Origin of the sequence: Albidovulum sp. (assembly GCF_008933605.1) — a bacterium.
Lineage (GTDB): Bacteria > Pseudomonadota > Alphaproteobacteria > Rhodobacterales > Rhodobacteraceae > Albidovulum.
On sequence record NZ_WBUS01000087.1, the window covers coordinates 1 to 14,475 of the forward strand.

Here is a 14,475-nt window from a genome sequence, read left to right on the forward strand (position 1 = left end):
CCACGGGCCAGAGCACGGCGCCGGCGACGAGGGCCAGGGGCAGGGCGGGGGCAAGCGCGGCCTCCGGCCAGCGGAAGGCCGCGATCCGGGCCGCGAGCGCCAAAGCGCCGAGGAGCGGCGCGGGGAGCGGCGCGTCGCGCCCGGTCCAGGCCCGCTGGGCGGTCAGCACGTAGCCCGTGACCGCCGCGCCACCAAAGCCGAAGATGCCGAGGCGGACATGTGCCAGCCGCGGATCGTCGAGCGGCAGCAGCCAGATCCAGGGCAGCGCCGTGGCGAATACCGCGGCGAGGGCGAAGAACACGCCCGCCGGGTGGCGCCACAGCGCGGCTCGGGGCGCGATGCCGTCCGGGCTCACCGGGTCACGTCCCGCCGATCGCCACGCGCTGCCGCAGCGCCCCCGTCTCGGCGTCGAGGATGAGTATCTCCTCCGTGTCGGTGACGACGGCGATCCAGCCGCGGCCAAAGGTCACCGCCTCGGCGGTGAGCCCGTCGGGAAGCACGACATGTTCGGGCAGGCTCGGCCGGACCGCGGTGACCGACGGCAGGCGGATGACAAGGAGCACGATGATCGTTATCAGTCCGGCAATCATCGTCCCGGCAAGGGCGGTGACGAGGAGTTTCAGGAAGCGCAGTTCCGGCGGCGGAGCGGCGCCGTTTCCCTGCGGAGCGTCGTCGATGTCGGAGGCCACCGGTCGCATCCTTTCCGTCGAGATCGGGCCCAACCCGCCCGACCGCCTTGATAAGGCGCTCGCCCGCGATGTGCCAGCGGAAGCGTCGCTGTCGCGCTCGCGCCTCGCGCGGCTTCTGGCCGAGGGTGCGGTGACGAAAGCCGGCGTGCCCGTCGCCGACCCCAAGGCGAAGGTCGCGGAGGGCGAGACCTATGCCATCGCGCTCGGCCCTGCCGGGGAGGTGGCGACGAAGGCCGAGGCGATCCCGCTGAAGGTGCTGTGGGAGGACGCCGACCTCATCGTCATCGACAAGCCCGCGGGCATGGTCGTGCACCCCGCGCCGGGCTCGCGCGACGGAACGCTCGTCAACGCGCTCCTGCACCACTGCGGCGACACGCTGTCGGGCGTCGGCGGCGAGAAGCGGCCCGGCATCGTGCACCGGATCGACAAGGATACCTCTGGCCTTCTGGTCGCGGCCAAGAGCGACCGCGCCCACCACGGCCTTGCCCGCCAGTTCGAGGCGCACAGCGTCGAGCGCCACTACTTAGCCCTCGTCCAGGGCGTGCCGGACCGGAGCGACCCGCGCCTTGCCGGCGTGAAGGGGGTGAGCTTCGAGCCGGGGGGCATCCTCAAGATCACGACCCAGCTTGCCCGCCACAAGACCGACCGTCAGCGCCAGGCCGTGCTCTTCCACGGCGGCCGCCACGCCGTGACACGCCTGCGCGTGGTGGAGACCTTCGGGGCGCCGCCGGCGCTCGCGCTCGTGGAGTGCTGGCTCGAGACCGGGCGGACGCACCAGATCCGCGTCCACATGGCCCACGCGGGCCACGGTCTCGTCGGCGATCCGACCTATGGCGGCCGCCGCAAGCCCTCGGCCGCTGCGCTCGGACCGGACGCCGCGGCGGCCGTGGCCGCCTTCCCGCGCCAGGCGCTCCACGCGGCGACGCTCGGCTTCGTCCATCCGGTGAGCGGAGAGGACTTGCGCTTCACCTCGGACCTGCCGGAAGATTTCGCGGCGCTTCTCGCGCGTCTCAGGCCCTGATCCCCGGTCTTGCACAAAGGCTCTCCGGTGACCCTCAGCTTCGGCGTCCTCCTCCATCTCGCCCTTCAGTTCCTCACCGCGCTCCGTGCACTGACCCGGCGCGACCGGCAGCCGGCCGCCCGGGCGGCCTGGCTTCTCCTGATCGCTGGCCTGCCGGTCCTGGGGGTGGTGCTCTACTTCCTCTTCGGCGAGGTGAACATCGGCGCCCGCACGCGCCGCCGGATGGCGGACGTCACGGCCCGGCTCGGGGCGCCGCGCCTCGCCGGCCCGGGGGAGGCTGCGCCGGACCTGCCCCCGGCGCTTCGTCCCGTCTTCCGCCGCGCCGCATCGGTCAACCGCTTCGTGCCGGTGGGCGGCAACCGGGCGACGATCCCGGCCGACGAGGGCGCGGCCATCGACGCGCTCGTCGCCGATATCGACGCGGCGCGGGATCATGTGCATCTGCTGTTCTACATCTGGCTCGAGGACGCAAGCGGCGGCCGCGTCATCAATGCCGTGGAGCGCGCGGCGGCCCGCGGCGTGGCCTGCCGGGTGCTGATCGACGGTGTCGGCTCGCGCGCGCTCGCCCGGTCGGAGCGCTGGAAGGGCCTTGCCGCCGCCGGCGTGCGGACAGCGATCACCTTCAAGATGCGCTGGCTGCCGGCACATATCTTCCTTGCCCGCATCGACCTCAGGAATCACCGCAAGATTGTCGTGATCGACGGCCGCGTGAGCTACTGCGGCAGCCAGAACTGCGCCGACGCCGCCTTCCGGCCCAAGCGGAAATACGCCCCCTGGGTCGACATCATGCTGAGGATCGAGGGGCCCGTGGTGCGCCAGTTCCAGCATCTTTTCGCCATCGACTGGATGACCCACACCGAGGAGGACATCTCCGGCCTTCTCGGGGCGGGTGTGCCGCCGCTTTCCGGCGGGTTCCCCGCGGTCGCCGTGGGCACCGGGCCGACCATCGACAACCGTGCCGTCTCCGACCTCTTCGCGCTCCTGCTGGCGGCCGCCGAGGACGAGGCGATCATCACCACGCCCTACTATGTGCCCGACGACACGCTCCACCGGGCGATCTGCTCGGCCGCGCAGCGCGGCGTGAAGGTGACGATGATCCTGCCCGCGCGGAACGATAGCGTCTTCGTCGCCCGGGCCAGCCGCAGCTACTATGCGGACCTGCTCCACGCGGGCGTACGCCTCGCCGAGTTCGGCCCCGGTCTTCTGCATGCCAAGACGCTGACCGTGGACGGCGTCGCCACCTGCGTCGGCTCGGCCAACATGGACCGCCGCAGCTTCGAATTGAACTACGAGAACACACTGATCCTCGCCTGCGAGGAGACGACCGGGGCTGTCCGTTCCCGCCAGCTCGCCTGGCTCGACAAGGCCGCGATTCTCGACCTCAACCACGGCAGGAGCTGGTCCCTCGCCGTGCGGGCGACCAACAACCTCTTCGCGACGATGGGTCCCTTGCTCTGACGAGGGTGCGGTGATCGCGCCCGCTGACAAGGACGTGAAACCATGAAACATCCGCGGAACGGCGACGGACGTATATCCATTCGTCGTTAAATTGCAGCATGTAGGCCTTCGCTCTTGTGCGACTGCATCGGGACGCGTAGATAACGGGGTCCCCGGCCGACAGAAAGGGTCAGGAATGACGAGCTATGCCAATCTTCCCGCGCCGAGCCCCGAACAGGGGCTGAACCGCTACCTCCAGGAAATCCGCAAGTTCCCGCTGCTGGAGCCGGAGGAGGAATACATGCTGGCCAAGGCGTGGGTGGACCACCAGGACAGCACCGCCGCCCACCGCCTGGTCACCTCGCACCTGCGCCTCGCGGCCAAGATCGCCATGGGCTATCGCGGCTACGGCCTGCCTCAGGCCGAGGTCATCTCCGAGGCCAATGTCGGGCTGATGCAGGCGGTCAAGCGCTTCGATCCGGAAAGGGGCTTCCGGCTTGCCACCTATGCGATGTGGTGGATCCGCGCCTCGATCCAGGAATACATCCTGAGGTCCTGGAGCCTCGTGAAGCTCGGCACGACCTCGGCGCAGAAGAAGCTCTTCTTCAACCTCAGGAAGGCGAAGAGCCGGATCGGCGCGCTGGAGGAAGGCGATCTCACGCCCGAGCATGTCGCGAAGATCGCGCACGACCTGAACGTGAGCGAGGACGAGGTCATCGACATGAACCGCCGCCTTGCCGGCGCCGACGCCTCGCTGAACGCGACGATCGGCGCGGACGGCGAGGGCGCCGCCCAGTGGCAGGACTGGCTCGAGGACGAGGACGCCGACCAGGCCACCGACTTTGCGGAGAAGGATGAGCTCGGCGTGCGGCGTGAACTGCTCGAAAGGGCGATGGCGGTCCTAAACGACCGCGAGAAGGACGTGCTGATGCAGCGCCGCCTGCGCGACGACCCGGTGACGCTCGAGGATCTGTCGGAGCAGTACGGCGTCAGCCGCGAGCGCATCCGCCAGATCGAGGTGCGCGCCTTCGAGAAGCTGCAGAACGAGATGCGCAAGCTCGCCCGGGACAAGGGGATGCTCGTCCCCGTCTGAGGTTCAGGCGCGCCGCCGCAGGAAGGCGTCGATCGCGGCGAAGACCTCGGCGTCATGGCCGACCCAGATATGCCCGCCGGTCGGAAAGCTGACCAGTTCGGCGTCCGGCACGATGCGGGCGATGTGACGCGCCGCGTCGTGGGTCAGGAAGAAATCGTCCTCGCAGGCCACCGCGAGCGTCGGCGCGGCGATCCTTTCCAGCGGCTGTTCGGGCGGGTCGCCGGCCCAGCGCGCGTCATGGAGAAGCCCCTCGGCCCGCGCGCTTACCGGAAGGATGGTGCGGAGGATGTCACGGGCGCGCGCCCGCTCAGCGGGGTGTACGGCGCGAACCAGCGCCGGGTCGGTGGCGAGAAGCGTGCGGATCATAGTGTCCTCGGCCAGTTCCATTCCCGCCCAGAAGACGAAATCCGACCGCAGCGCATGGCGCATGACCGCGGCTCCGAGCGCCCCGGGACGCATCGGCGGGCGGCCTGGCGCATGCGCTGCGGGGACGATGGCCACCAGCGCGGCGCAGCGGTCGGGGTGGCGGATCGCGAACTCGATGGCCGGGATCGCGCCGGCCGATCCGCCCATGACGGGAAGCCGCGCGATTCCGACCGTGTCGAGGAGGTCGGCCATCGCATCGGCCTCGGCGGCGGGCGAGGCGGCGGCGGGCATCGGCGTGCCGAGATAGCCGAAGCGCGACGGCGCGATTACCCGCCAGCCGGCGGAGGCAAGCCTCCGGCAGAAGAGAAGCCCCTGGTCGAATCCTCCGCCCGTGCCGTGCAACATCAGGACCGGCGGCCCGTCGCCGGCCTCGGCCCACTGGACGGGACCGAAGCGGGTCGCCGCCAGCGCCGCCGGGGCCGCGATCCGTGCCCGTGCCTCGGTCAGCGCTGCGTCGAACGATCGTCGCACCGGCGCGGCCGTCACCGCCGCAGCGGCGGCTGCCAGTCCCAGGCCGATGACGCCGCGCCGGTTCATTCCGCGCCCTCCTCTCCGGCCCCATGCCCGACCTGCCCGCGCCGCGCCATGATCGGGATCAAGCGGCCGCCCATTGCCCCGGCGCGGCCATGGGGCTACCCATGAACGGGTGCACAACAGGGGGAGATCGCGATGAGGCCGGTCAACTGGGGCATTCTCGGCGCGGCCAACTTCGCCCGCCAGCACATGGCCCGCGCGATCCACGAGGCCGAGGGCGCCCGGCTGCACTCCTTGGCGACCACGCATGCCGGCAAGGCCGAGAGGTTCCGCGCCTTCTGCCCCGACCTCAAGGTGCATGAAAGCTACGAGGCGCTCCTCGCGGACCCGGAGGTGGAGGCGGTCTATGTGCCGTTGCCGAACACGCTTCATGTCGAGTGGACGCTGAAGGCCATCGCGGCGGGCAAGCATGTCCTGACCGAGAAGCCCATCGCCATGGCGGCGGGTGAGATCGACGGGCTCATCGCCGCGCGCGATGCCTCGGGGCTTCTGGTGACGGAGGCCTACATGATCGTCCACCACCCGCAGTGGCAGCGGGCGAGGGCGCTGGTGCAGGACGGCGCCATCGGCCGCATCCTCCATGCCGACGCGCATTTCAGCTACGACAACCGCGCCGACCCGGCCAACATCCGCAACCGCCCCGAGACCGGCGGCGGCTCCATCCCCGACATCGGCGTCTACACCTATGGCTCGGTGCGCTGGGTCACCGGGGCCGAGCCCGTCGCCGTGCGCTCCCGCATCGCCCGCGAGAACGGCGTCGATGTCTTCGCGCAGGTTCTGGCCGACATGGAGCGGCCTGGGGAGGGACCGGCGGGCCGGTTCAGCTACCATGCGATGACCTCGATGCGCCTGCCGCCCCGGCAGGAGGTGGTGTTCCAGGGCGAAGCGGGCCTCCTGCGCCTCACCGCGCCCTTCAATGCGGGCCTTTTCGGCGAGGCGCAGCTGCACATGTTCCGCCCCGGCAAGCCCGATCATGTCGAGCGCTTCCCGGGCGCCCGGCAGTACCGCAACCAGGTGGAGGCCTTTGGCCGGGCGCTGCGCGAGGGCGCAGCCTATCCCTGGAGGCTGGAGGACGCGAAGGGGACACAGGCGATGATCGATCTGGTCTTCGCCGCCGACGGGCACCTTGCACAAGCCTGACGCAAGTCAGGGACAACCGCGGCCAGGCGCGCCAGACTGGCCGCGAAGGAGAAAAGGAGAACCGCGATGAAGCCCGACCGCACGCTTGTCCTGATGGCCGACGACACCGAGGCGCGCTTCCTGATCAACGAGGGCCCGGGGACGGGGCTGAAGGAACTGGCGGGACTCTCGACCGCGCAGTTCCCCGACCTGCAGATCGGGTACCAGGACCGCCCGGTGCGCCAGACCGGCCCCGCCGGCGCGCCGCGCCACGGGGTCGATCCGCACGAGACGCTGGAAGTGCAGCGCCGGGAGCGCTTTGCCAAGCACGTGGCCGAGGCCCTCGCCCAGGAATGGCCTCAGGCGAAGGCCGACCGGCTGGTCGTCGCCGCGGCGCCGAAGATGCTCGGCGTGCTGCGCAAGCTCATCGCCGGGCCCGCGGCGGCGGCGCTGGCGGGCGACCTGGCGAAGGACCTCATGAAGATCCCCGCGATCGACCTGCCCCGGCACTTCGAGGGGCTGATCAAGGTCTGACCGTCATCCGGGCGGCAGCGCGGCCTGCAGGAAGCGCACCATGTTGCCGCCCATGACCTTGGCGATCACGGGCTCCTCGATCCCGCGGTCGATCAGGGCCTGGGTCAGCGCCGCCAGTTCCGAGGCGTCGAAGGTCGTCGGGACCGCCCCGTCGAAATCCGAGCCGAGCGCCACGTGATTCTCGCCGACGACGCCGATGGCGGCGTCGATGGCGGCCGCGATGCCGGCGGGCGTGGCATCGCAAGTCACCTCCGCCCAGAAGCCGATACCGACGAGGCCGCCGCCGTCCGCCACCCGGCGAAGGGTGTCGTCGGGCACGTTCCTGACCGTCTCGCACTGGCTCCGGACGCCGGTGTGGCTGATCACTACCGGCACGCGCACGGTGTCGAGCACCTCGCGCGCGACCTCGGGCGAGGCATGCGCCAGGTCGATGATCATGCGCTTCTCGACCATCCTCGCGACGACCATCCGGCCGAACTCGGTCAGCCCGCTGCCCGCACCCGCCTCGCCGTGCAGCGAGGCGCCAAGCTCGTTGTCGAAGAAATGGGTGAGCCCGATGAGCCGGAAGCCTGCGTCGTAGAGCCGGTCGAGATTGGCCAGATCGCCGCCGAGCGCGTGGCCCCCCTCGGCGCCGAGGAGGCCGCCCACCACGGGTTCGCCCGCCTCCCGCCGCGCCAGCACTGCGTCGAGATCGGCGCGGCTGCGGACGATCTTCAGCATCTCCGGCGCCTTCTCCTCCGCGAGGGCAAGCTGCCGTGCCTGTTCGAGCGCCCGCTCGGTCAGGTCGAGCCAGCTTCGAAAGGGGCGCAGCTGGCCGATGTAGAGCCGCGTGATGTCGTCCGGTGCGGTCGCCGCGTTCCTCTCGATGTTCAGGCCCGAGGGGCTCTTCGTCACGGTCGTGAAGACCTGCAGCGCGACGTTGCCCTCGACGAGCCGGGGCAGGTCGACGTGCCCGCGCGACGCGCGCCGGGTCAGGTCGCGGTCCCAGAGGAGCGAATCGGCGTGCAGGTCGCCGATGACGAGCCGCGCGTGCATTGCCGCGGCGGCGGGCGTGACCGGCCAGGGGTCATGCGCGGCGACCGGGTTCACCCGTCGCTCGACCATCCCCGGACCGAAGGAAAAGACGCCCGCAGCGCCAATGACTGCGAGGAAGAGCACGATCCGCCAGACAAGCCACATCGGGTCCCCCGGGATCAGGAGGCGAGGATCAGCCGCGCCTCGTGCCGTTTCACCGTCGCCCGGGCGGAAGGATAGCCTTCCGCGGTCGCCCCCGGAAGCCCAGGGAAGAGCGCGAGAATCTCGGCGCGCTGGCCGTCCTCCAGGGCCGAAAGCGTCGCCGCCGCCGGCTGGTAGCTTTCGGTCCAGAGCCCGTTCGACCGCACGATCTCGTGCCGGTCGAAGAGCAGGTGGACATAGCGCACACCGGCCGCCGCCGCGTCCTGCACCACGCCCGGCAGGCCGAGGAGGTGGACGGCCGGCGCCAGCACCTCGGTCTCGCCCGAGACAAGCTCGGCCCGGGCGCCGGCGAGGAGCAGACGATGCTGCGGAGAGACCCGCAGGTCGCGCTCCGGCAGGCCGGGCCCGAAGGTGTCGCGGCTGATCAGGATCGGACGGAGCTGCGGCGCGCGCAGAAGTTCCTCCGCCGTCACGTCGCGGTGCCCGGCCCACCGGACCGGCTGATAGCCGTGGTCCATGGTCAGCACCCGGTCGCCCGGCTGCAGCGCCTCCACCCGCACCGGCCCGCGATCGGTGTCGATCAGCGTTCCGGGCGTGAAGCAGGGCACGATCGTCTCGATGTTCGAGAAGGTCATCGTGCCGATGACGTTGCCGTTCACGTCGAGGAACTGGACCGTGCCATTCTCGTGGCTCGGGTCGCTGAAGATGATGTTGGTGTTGGCCTTGGTCCAGCCGGAGCCGAAAAGGTCGAGCACGTCGGTGTCGGTGTTGCCGACATCCTCCGAGCCATCCACCACATCGCCGGCGGTGATCCCGATGAACCGGTCGTCGTTGGCCCCGCCCGTCATCACGTCGGCGCCCGCACCGCCGTCGATCGTGTCGTTGCCCGCGCCGCCGAGGATGGTGTCGTTGAAGGTGCCTGCGCCGCCGAAGAGCGAGTCGTTGCCATCGCCGCCGTCGATGTAGTCGGCCTCGGTGCCGCCATCGACGGTGTCGTTGCCGAGCCCGCCGAGGATGCTGTCCGCGCCTGCGCCGCCGAGGAGCGAGTCGTTGCCGTCGCCGCCGTCGATCGTGTCGTTGCCGGCGCCGCCGAGGATGGTGTCGGCGAAGGAGCCCGCGCCGCCGAAAAGCGAATCCGCGCCATCGCCGCCGTCGATGTAGTCGGCCTCGGTGCCGCCATCGACGGTGTCGTTGCCGAGCCCGCCGAGGATCGAGTCGCTGTCGGCGCCGCCGGAAAGCGAGTCGTTGCCGTCGCCGCCGTCGATCGTGTCGTTGCCGGCGCCGCCCTGGATCGTGTCGTTGAAGATACCCGCGCCGCCGAGGAGCGAATCCGCGCCGTCGCCGCCGTCTATGAAGTCGGCCTCGGTGCCGCCGTCGATGGTGTCGTCGCCGAGCCCGCCAAGGATGGAATCGGTGCCCGCCTCGCCGAGGAGGGAATCGTTGCCCCAGCCGCCGTCGATGGTGTCGTTGCCATTGCCGCCAAAGACCGTGTCGTTGTCGAGCGGCTGGGCTTCGAAGTGGACGTTGGTGATGTTGAGAAGCTGGCCGGAAGTGCCGCCGTTCGAGTAGATGATCTCGAAGCGGGCGACGGGACCGGCGATGGTGATCAGCGCCGAGCCGTTGGCCGAGGAGGTGGTGTCGCTGGTCGGTCCGGCGGTGATCGTGTTGCCCGATACCGTGTCGTTGCCGGCGGGCGTGATCGTTACCGGCACGAGGTTGCCGGCGGCATCGTAGGCGTTGATCGTGACGATGTCCTGCCAGCCGGCCGCGTCGATGTCGTTGATGCGGAAGCTGACGTTGGTCACCTCGTCCTGGAAGCCGCCCCCGGCGACACCCGCGAAGCTGACCTCGACGGTCGAGGTCGGGCCGGCCCCGGTGCCGGCGAGACTCGCGGCCGAGGTGGTGCTGAACGGCTCGCCGGTCACGCGGTACTGGGTGTCGGATGACTCGACGGTGAAGCCGGTGCCGCCGCCGTCGTCGGTATAGCTGACCGTGACGTTGACCCCGCCCGTGTTCTGGGTGAAGCCGCCGGCGATTGAGGATTCATCGCTTCCCGCCGCCGCCCAGTTGAGGAACAGGGGCGAGTTGACCTGCGTCGCGGGCCCGGCGACGATGTTGTCGTTGCCGCCGCGGGCGTTGATCGTGTCGCTGCCGCTCAGCCCGTTGATCGTGTCGGCATTGTTGGTGCCGTTCAGCGTGTTGTTGGCGTTGGTGCCCGTGATGTTCGCCATTATCCCCTCCGCTCGCGCAAGTCACGGATGGGGCGCCGATCCGGCCGGGCACGATGGAACGAGGCCCGCCAGATGGGGCAGGCTAGCGCGGCGACTTCGCGGCGCGGCGCGTCAGGACTGAAAGGGTTCATCTTCTCACTCGCATCGCCCGCATCCACGGGCCCTCACTCATCCTCGGCCGGCACATGTCCGAGATCGCCTCTGTCGCACCGGAAACTGGCACAAAATAGCAAAGCCCGCGGCAAAAGTGCGCTTATCCGAGCGAAATTGACGAAAAAGGCCCGGCGACCGTGCCCCGGACGGCACAGGTCGCCGACGTGGTCACGCTTCCATCGCCTCCAGTTCCTCGATCATGGCCCCGATCATCGAAAGCCCCTTGTCCCAGAACTTCGGGTCGCTGGCATCAAGGCCGAACGGGGCCAGGAGCTCCTTGTGATGCTTGGAGCCGCCGGCCTTCAGCATGTCGAAATACTTGGCCTGGAACTCCGGCAGTCCCTCCTCGTAGACCGCATAGAGCGCGTTCACGAGCCCGTCGCCGAAGGCATAGGCATAGACGTAGAAGGGCGAGTGGACGAAATGCGGGATATAGGCCCAGAAGGTCTCGTATCCCGGCATGAACTCGAACGCGTCGCCCAGGCTCTCGCCCTGCACGCTCATCCAGAGCTGACCGATGTCGTCGGGCGTCAGTTCGCCCGCGCGACGGGCCGCATGCAGCTTGCATTCGAAGTCGTAGAAGGCGATCTGCCGGACGACGGTGTTGATCATGTCCTCGACCTTGCCCGCGAGCAGGATCTTGCGTTCCGCGGGCGTCGCAGCCTGCGCCAGCAGCTTGCGGAAGGTCAGCATCTCGCCGAAGACGCTGGCCGTCTCGGCGAGCGTGAGCGGCGTCTGGCTGAGCATCTCGCCCTGCGGGGCGGCAAGGCGCTGGTGGACACCGTGGCCGAGTTCGTGGGCAAGCGTCATCACGTCGCGCGGCTTGCCGAGGTAGTTGAGCATCACGTAGGGGTGCACCTCCGTCACCGTCGGATGGGCGAAGGCGCCCGGCGCCTTGCCCGGCTTCACACCGGCATCGATCCAGCCCTTCTCGAAGAAAGGCTTCGCAAGATCAGCCATTTCCGGGTCGAAGCTCGCATATGCCGAAAGCACCGTCTCGCGCGCCTCCTCCCAGCCCACGGTTTTCTTTTCCTCCATCGGCAGGGGCGCGTTGCGATCCCAGACCTGGAGCTTGTCGAGCCCCATCCACTTCGCCTTCAGCCGGTAGTAGCGGTGGCTGAGCTTCGGGTAGGCGGCGACGACGGCGTTCCTGAGCGCCGCGACCACCTCGGGCTCGACATCGTTCGAGAGGTGCCGCGCAGTTTGCGGCGTGGGCATCTTGCGCCAGCGGTCCTCGATCTCCTTTTCCTTCGCCAGCGTGTTATGAACGCGGGCGAAAAGCTTGATATTATTGCCGAAGACCTCCGCAAGCGCCCGCGCGGCCGCCTCCCGCCGGGGCCTCTCGGGTTCCGAGAGGAGGTTGAGCGTCGCCTCCAGGCTCATCGGTTCGGCCTCGCCCGCGACGGCGAAGGACAGCCCCGCCATGGTCTCGTCGAAAAGCCTGTTCCAGGCCGAGGCGCCGACCGTGGACTGGTCGTGCAGGAACCGCTCGAGCTCGTCCGAGAGCTGGTAGGGCTTCATCGCCCGCATCCGGTCGAACACCGGCTTGTAGCGGGCGATCGCGTCGTTCGCGGAGAAGAGCGCCGTGTAAGCGGCGTCTTCGATACGGTTGAACTCCAAGGAGAAAAACACCAGTGGCGTGGTGTATTCCGTCACCTTGTCCTGGCTGTCCGACAGGAACTTCGCGCGCATCGCGTCGACCGTGTTCTGGTAGTAGCGCAGGCCGGCGAAGGACATGACCCGGCCCGCCAGCGCCTCGATCCGCTCGTGCCGGCGGATGCAGTCGAGCATCCCCGCGGCATCGAGCGTCGATAGCTTGCCCTCGTAGTCGGCCGCGAAGGCGGCGCAGGCGCGCTCGAGTTCGGCCAAGTCGCGCGCCACCTCGGGCGCGTCGGGGGCGGCGTAGAGGTCGCCCAGGTCCCAGTCCGGAAGCTTGCCGAGGCCCCCCCCGGTGGCGTCGGCGTCGAAGACGGGGCGGGGCAGGCGGATCGTCATGGCAAACCTCGTGTCGTGGGCCGGACAGAGATAGTCACCCTGCGGTGGCCAAGGCAACCCGCCTGCTTTCATTGTGGCCGAAATACTGCCGCCGGAGGCTCCCGTCCGATCAGCCCCGGGCCGCGAGCAGGGATTTCAGCGTATCGAGCGTGTCGATTTCCGCCGCCGGCTTGTCGCGTCGCCAGCGCAGGATGCGCGGGAACCTGAGCGCGATCCCCGACCTGTGGCGGGGCGAGGGCTGGATGCCCTCGAAGGCGATCTCGAAGACCAGTTCCGGCGGCACCCGCCGCACCGGGCCGAAGCGTTCGAGCGTGTGGGCGCGCACCCAGCGGGTGATCGCGGCGAATTCGCCGTCGGTGAGGCCCGAATAGGCCTTGGCGAAGGGCACGAAGTCCTCGCCGTCCCGCACCGCGAAGGTGAAGTCGGTGAAGAGCGTCGCCCGCCGCCCGTGGCCCGCCTGGGCATAGACCATGACCGCGTCGACCGTCATCGGATCGAGCTTCCACTTCCACCAGTCCCCGCGTCTGCGCCCGACACCATAGGCCGAGGCGCGGCGTTTCAGCATCAGCCCCTCGGCCCGGGCCGCCTTCGCCCCCGCGCGGGCCGTGGCAAGGGTCTGCCAGTCGGCAAAGGCGACCTCGGGCGAAAGGCGGATCGGCGCCTCGGCCGGCAGGACCGCGGTCATCGCCTGAAGCCGCGCGCGGCGGGCGGCGAAGGGCTCGGCCCGAAGGTCCTGGCCTTCGGCCTCGAGAAGGTCGTAGGCGATGAGCATCGCCGGCGCCTCGGCCAGGAGCTTCTTCGGCGCGGCCTTGCGCCCGATCCGCTTCTGCAACTCGGCGAAGGGCAGGGGGCCGTCGCCCGCCCAGGCCATCACCTCGCCGTCGATCACGGTGCCGTCGGGCAGCCAGTCCCGCGCCCGGGCGAATTCGGGGAAACGGTCGGTGATGAGCTCCTCCCCCCGCGACCAGAGTGCAAGGGCGCCGCGGCGGAAGACAAGCTGGCCGCGGATGCCGTCCCATTTCCATTCGGCGAACCACCCGGCCGGGTCGCCCAGCCCTTCGGGTCCGTCCTCCAGCGGATGGGCAAGGAAGAAGGGATAGGGGCGGGTCAGGTCGCCTGCCCTGTCGTTCGCCTGAAGAAGCGCGCGGTAACTCACCGTTTCGGGTGTCCAGGCACCCATCAGCCGGTGGGCGAGTTCCGCCTCGTCCATTCCGGTCGCCCGGGCCAGTGCGCGGGTCATGAGCCGCTGGCTCACGCCCATGCGGAAACCGCCGGTGATGAGCTTGTTGAAGAGGAACCGTTCCTCGGGTGCGAGCCTCTCCCAGGCGTCGAGGATCGCGGCCTTGCGTTCTGCCGAAGGTCGCCCTGACTGGGCGCGGAGCAGTCCGATCCAGTCCGCGAGCGTCCGGTCGCTCGTATCCCGCGGCTCGGGCAGGACGAGCGCGATCGTCTCGGCAAGGTCGCCCACCACCGGATAGCTTTCCTCGAAGAGCCAGAGCGGCAGCCCGGCTGCCTCTGCCGCCCATTCCCTCAGTTCCGTCGTGGTCACGCTGCGCCGCGGCCGCCGGCCGGACAGGAGCGCGATGGTCCAGAGCCGGTCCTCGTCAGGCGCGGTGCGGAAGTAGTCGGCAAGCGCTGCGACCTTCGCGTTCGTCGCCGTGGTGCCGTCGAGCGCGGCGAAAAGGGCGGCGAAGCGCTTCATTCCGTGACCTCGGCAGGCGTCTCCGCCGCCGTCGCGTCCGCGTCCTCGCCCTGGAACTCCGTCGCCACGATGCCGGCCTCGTAGCCCGCCTCCTCCAGCCAGCGCCGGAACACAGCGGTATAGCCATGGGTGACGTAGACCCTTTGCGCCCCGGTCGCGGCGATGGCGGCGTTGAGCCCGTCCCAGTCGGCGTGGTCGGACAGGACGAAACCGGCGGCAAGCCCGCGCCGCCGCCTTACGCCCCGAAGCCGCATCCAGCCTGCTGGTGCCACAGATGCTGGGTTACCACAGGGCTGCCGAGGCATTGCTGTTGGGCGAGCCCTTCATGGCCGAAGCGGCACTGGAAGTCGGGCTGATCAACCGGG

At 69.7% G+C, this 14,475-nt stretch carries 12 protein-coding genes and 1 pseudogene; 5 read left to right on the forward strand and 8 right to left on the reverse strand.

What is annotated here, in order from left to right:
- A partial coding sequence (locus F9K34_RS11990) for an NnrS family protein (RefSeq protein WP_291337205.1) occupies positions 1-355 on the reverse strand: 355 nt, incomplete at its 3' end.
- Between the two features lie 4 nt (positions 356-359).
- Positions 360-689, reverse strand: a complete 330-nt coding sequence (locus tag F9K34_RS11995; RefSeq protein ID WP_291337206.1) for a DUF6476 family protein — start codon at positions 687-689, stop codon at positions 360-362.
- Here F9K34_RS11995 and F9K34_RS12000 point away from each other — a divergent pair.
- The 3 genes from F9K34_RS12000 (at position 676) to rpoH (ending at position 4,240) form a co-directional block, all read left to right on the forward strand.
- Positions 676-1,710 (forward strand): RluA family pseudouridine synthase, encoded by a 1,035-nt coding sequence (locus F9K34_RS12000; protein WP_291337207.1) that lies wholly within the window; start codon positions 676-678, stop codon positions 1,708-1,710. The genes F9K34_RS11995 and F9K34_RS12000 overlap by 14 nt on opposite strands.
- 27 nt (positions 1,711-1,737) lie before the next feature.
- A complete protein-coding gene (cls, locus tag F9K34_RS12005) occupies positions 1,738-3,168 on the forward strand; it encodes a cardiolipin synthase (RefSeq protein WP_291337208.1) in 1,431 nt (476 codons plus the stop codon).
- A 175-nt stretch (positions 3,169-3,343) separates the two neighbouring features.
- Entirely contained in the window at positions 3,344-4,240 is an 897-nt protein-coding gene (rpoH, locus tag F9K34_RS12010; protein ID WP_291337209.1) for an RNA polymerase sigma factor RpoH, read from the forward strand.
- Between the two features lie 3 nt (positions 4,241-4,243).
- Here rpoH and F9K34_RS12015 read toward each other — a convergent pair whose 3' ends face one another.
- Complete coding sequence (locus tag F9K34_RS12015) at positions 4,244-5,203, reverse strand: alpha/beta fold hydrolase (RefSeq protein WP_291337210.1); 960 nt, start codon at positions 5,201-5,203, stop codon at positions 4,244-4,246.
- Between the two features lie 132 nt (positions 5,204-5,335).
- Here F9K34_RS12015 and F9K34_RS12020 point away from each other — a divergent pair, with 132 nt between their 5' ends.
- Both F9K34_RS12020 and F9K34_RS12025 read left to right on the forward strand, forming a co-directional pair.
- The gene (locus tag F9K34_RS12020) at positions 5,336-6,340 is read left to right on the forward strand and encodes a Gfo/Idh/MocA family protein (protein ID WP_291337211.1); all 1,005 of its coding nucleotides are present in this window, start codon (positions 5,336-5,338) and stop codon (positions 6,338-6,340) included.
- A 66-nt stretch (positions 6,341-6,406) separates the two neighbouring features.
- Positions 6,407-6,853 carry a host attachment protein gene (locus tag F9K34_RS12025; RefSeq protein ID WP_291337212.1) on the forward strand — a complete coding sequence of 149 codons (447 nt, stop codon included), beginning with the start codon at positions 6,407-6,409 and terminating at the stop codon, positions 6,851-6,853.
- Between the two features lie 3 nt (positions 6,854-6,856).
- On the opposite strand, the gene F9K34_RS12030 is transcribed toward F9K34_RS12025, so the two are convergent.
- The 5 genes and pseudogenes from F9K34_RS12030 to F9K34_RS12050 form a co-directional block, all read right to left on the reverse strand.
- Positions 6,857-8,032: a dipeptidase gene (locus F9K34_RS12030; RefSeq protein WP_291337213.1), complete on the reverse strand. Its 1,176-nt coding sequence runs from the start codon at positions 8,030-8,032 to the stop codon at positions 6,857-6,859.
- A 14-nt stretch (positions 8,033-8,046) separates the two neighbouring features.
- Positions 8,047-10,260, reverse strand: a complete 2,214-nt coding sequence (locus F9K34_RS12035; RefSeq protein WP_291337214.1) for a Hint domain-containing protein — start codon at positions 10,258-10,260, stop codon at positions 8,047-8,049.
- A 321-nt stretch (positions 10,261-10,581) separates the two neighbouring features.
- Positions 10,582-12,408: a M3 family oligoendopeptidase gene (locus tag F9K34_RS12040; RefSeq protein WP_291337215.1), complete on the reverse strand. Its 1,827-nt coding sequence runs from the start codon at positions 12,406-12,408 to the stop codon at positions 10,582-10,584.
- Positions 12,409-12,517: 109 nt separating this feature from the next.
- Positions 12,518-14,110, reverse strand: coding sequence for an ATP-dependent DNA ligase (locus F9K34_RS12045; RefSeq protein WP_291337216.1), 1,593 nt, complete (start codon positions 14,108-14,110; stop codon positions 12,518-12,520).
- Positions 14,107-14,373 (reverse strand): annotated as a pseudogene (locus F9K34_RS12050) (ligase-associated DNA damage response exonuclease); the annotation flags it as partial. The pseudogene F9K34_RS12050 and the gene F9K34_RS12045, both read right to left, overlap by 4 nt.
- Between the last annotated feature and the right edge of the window lie 102 nt (positions 14,374-14,475).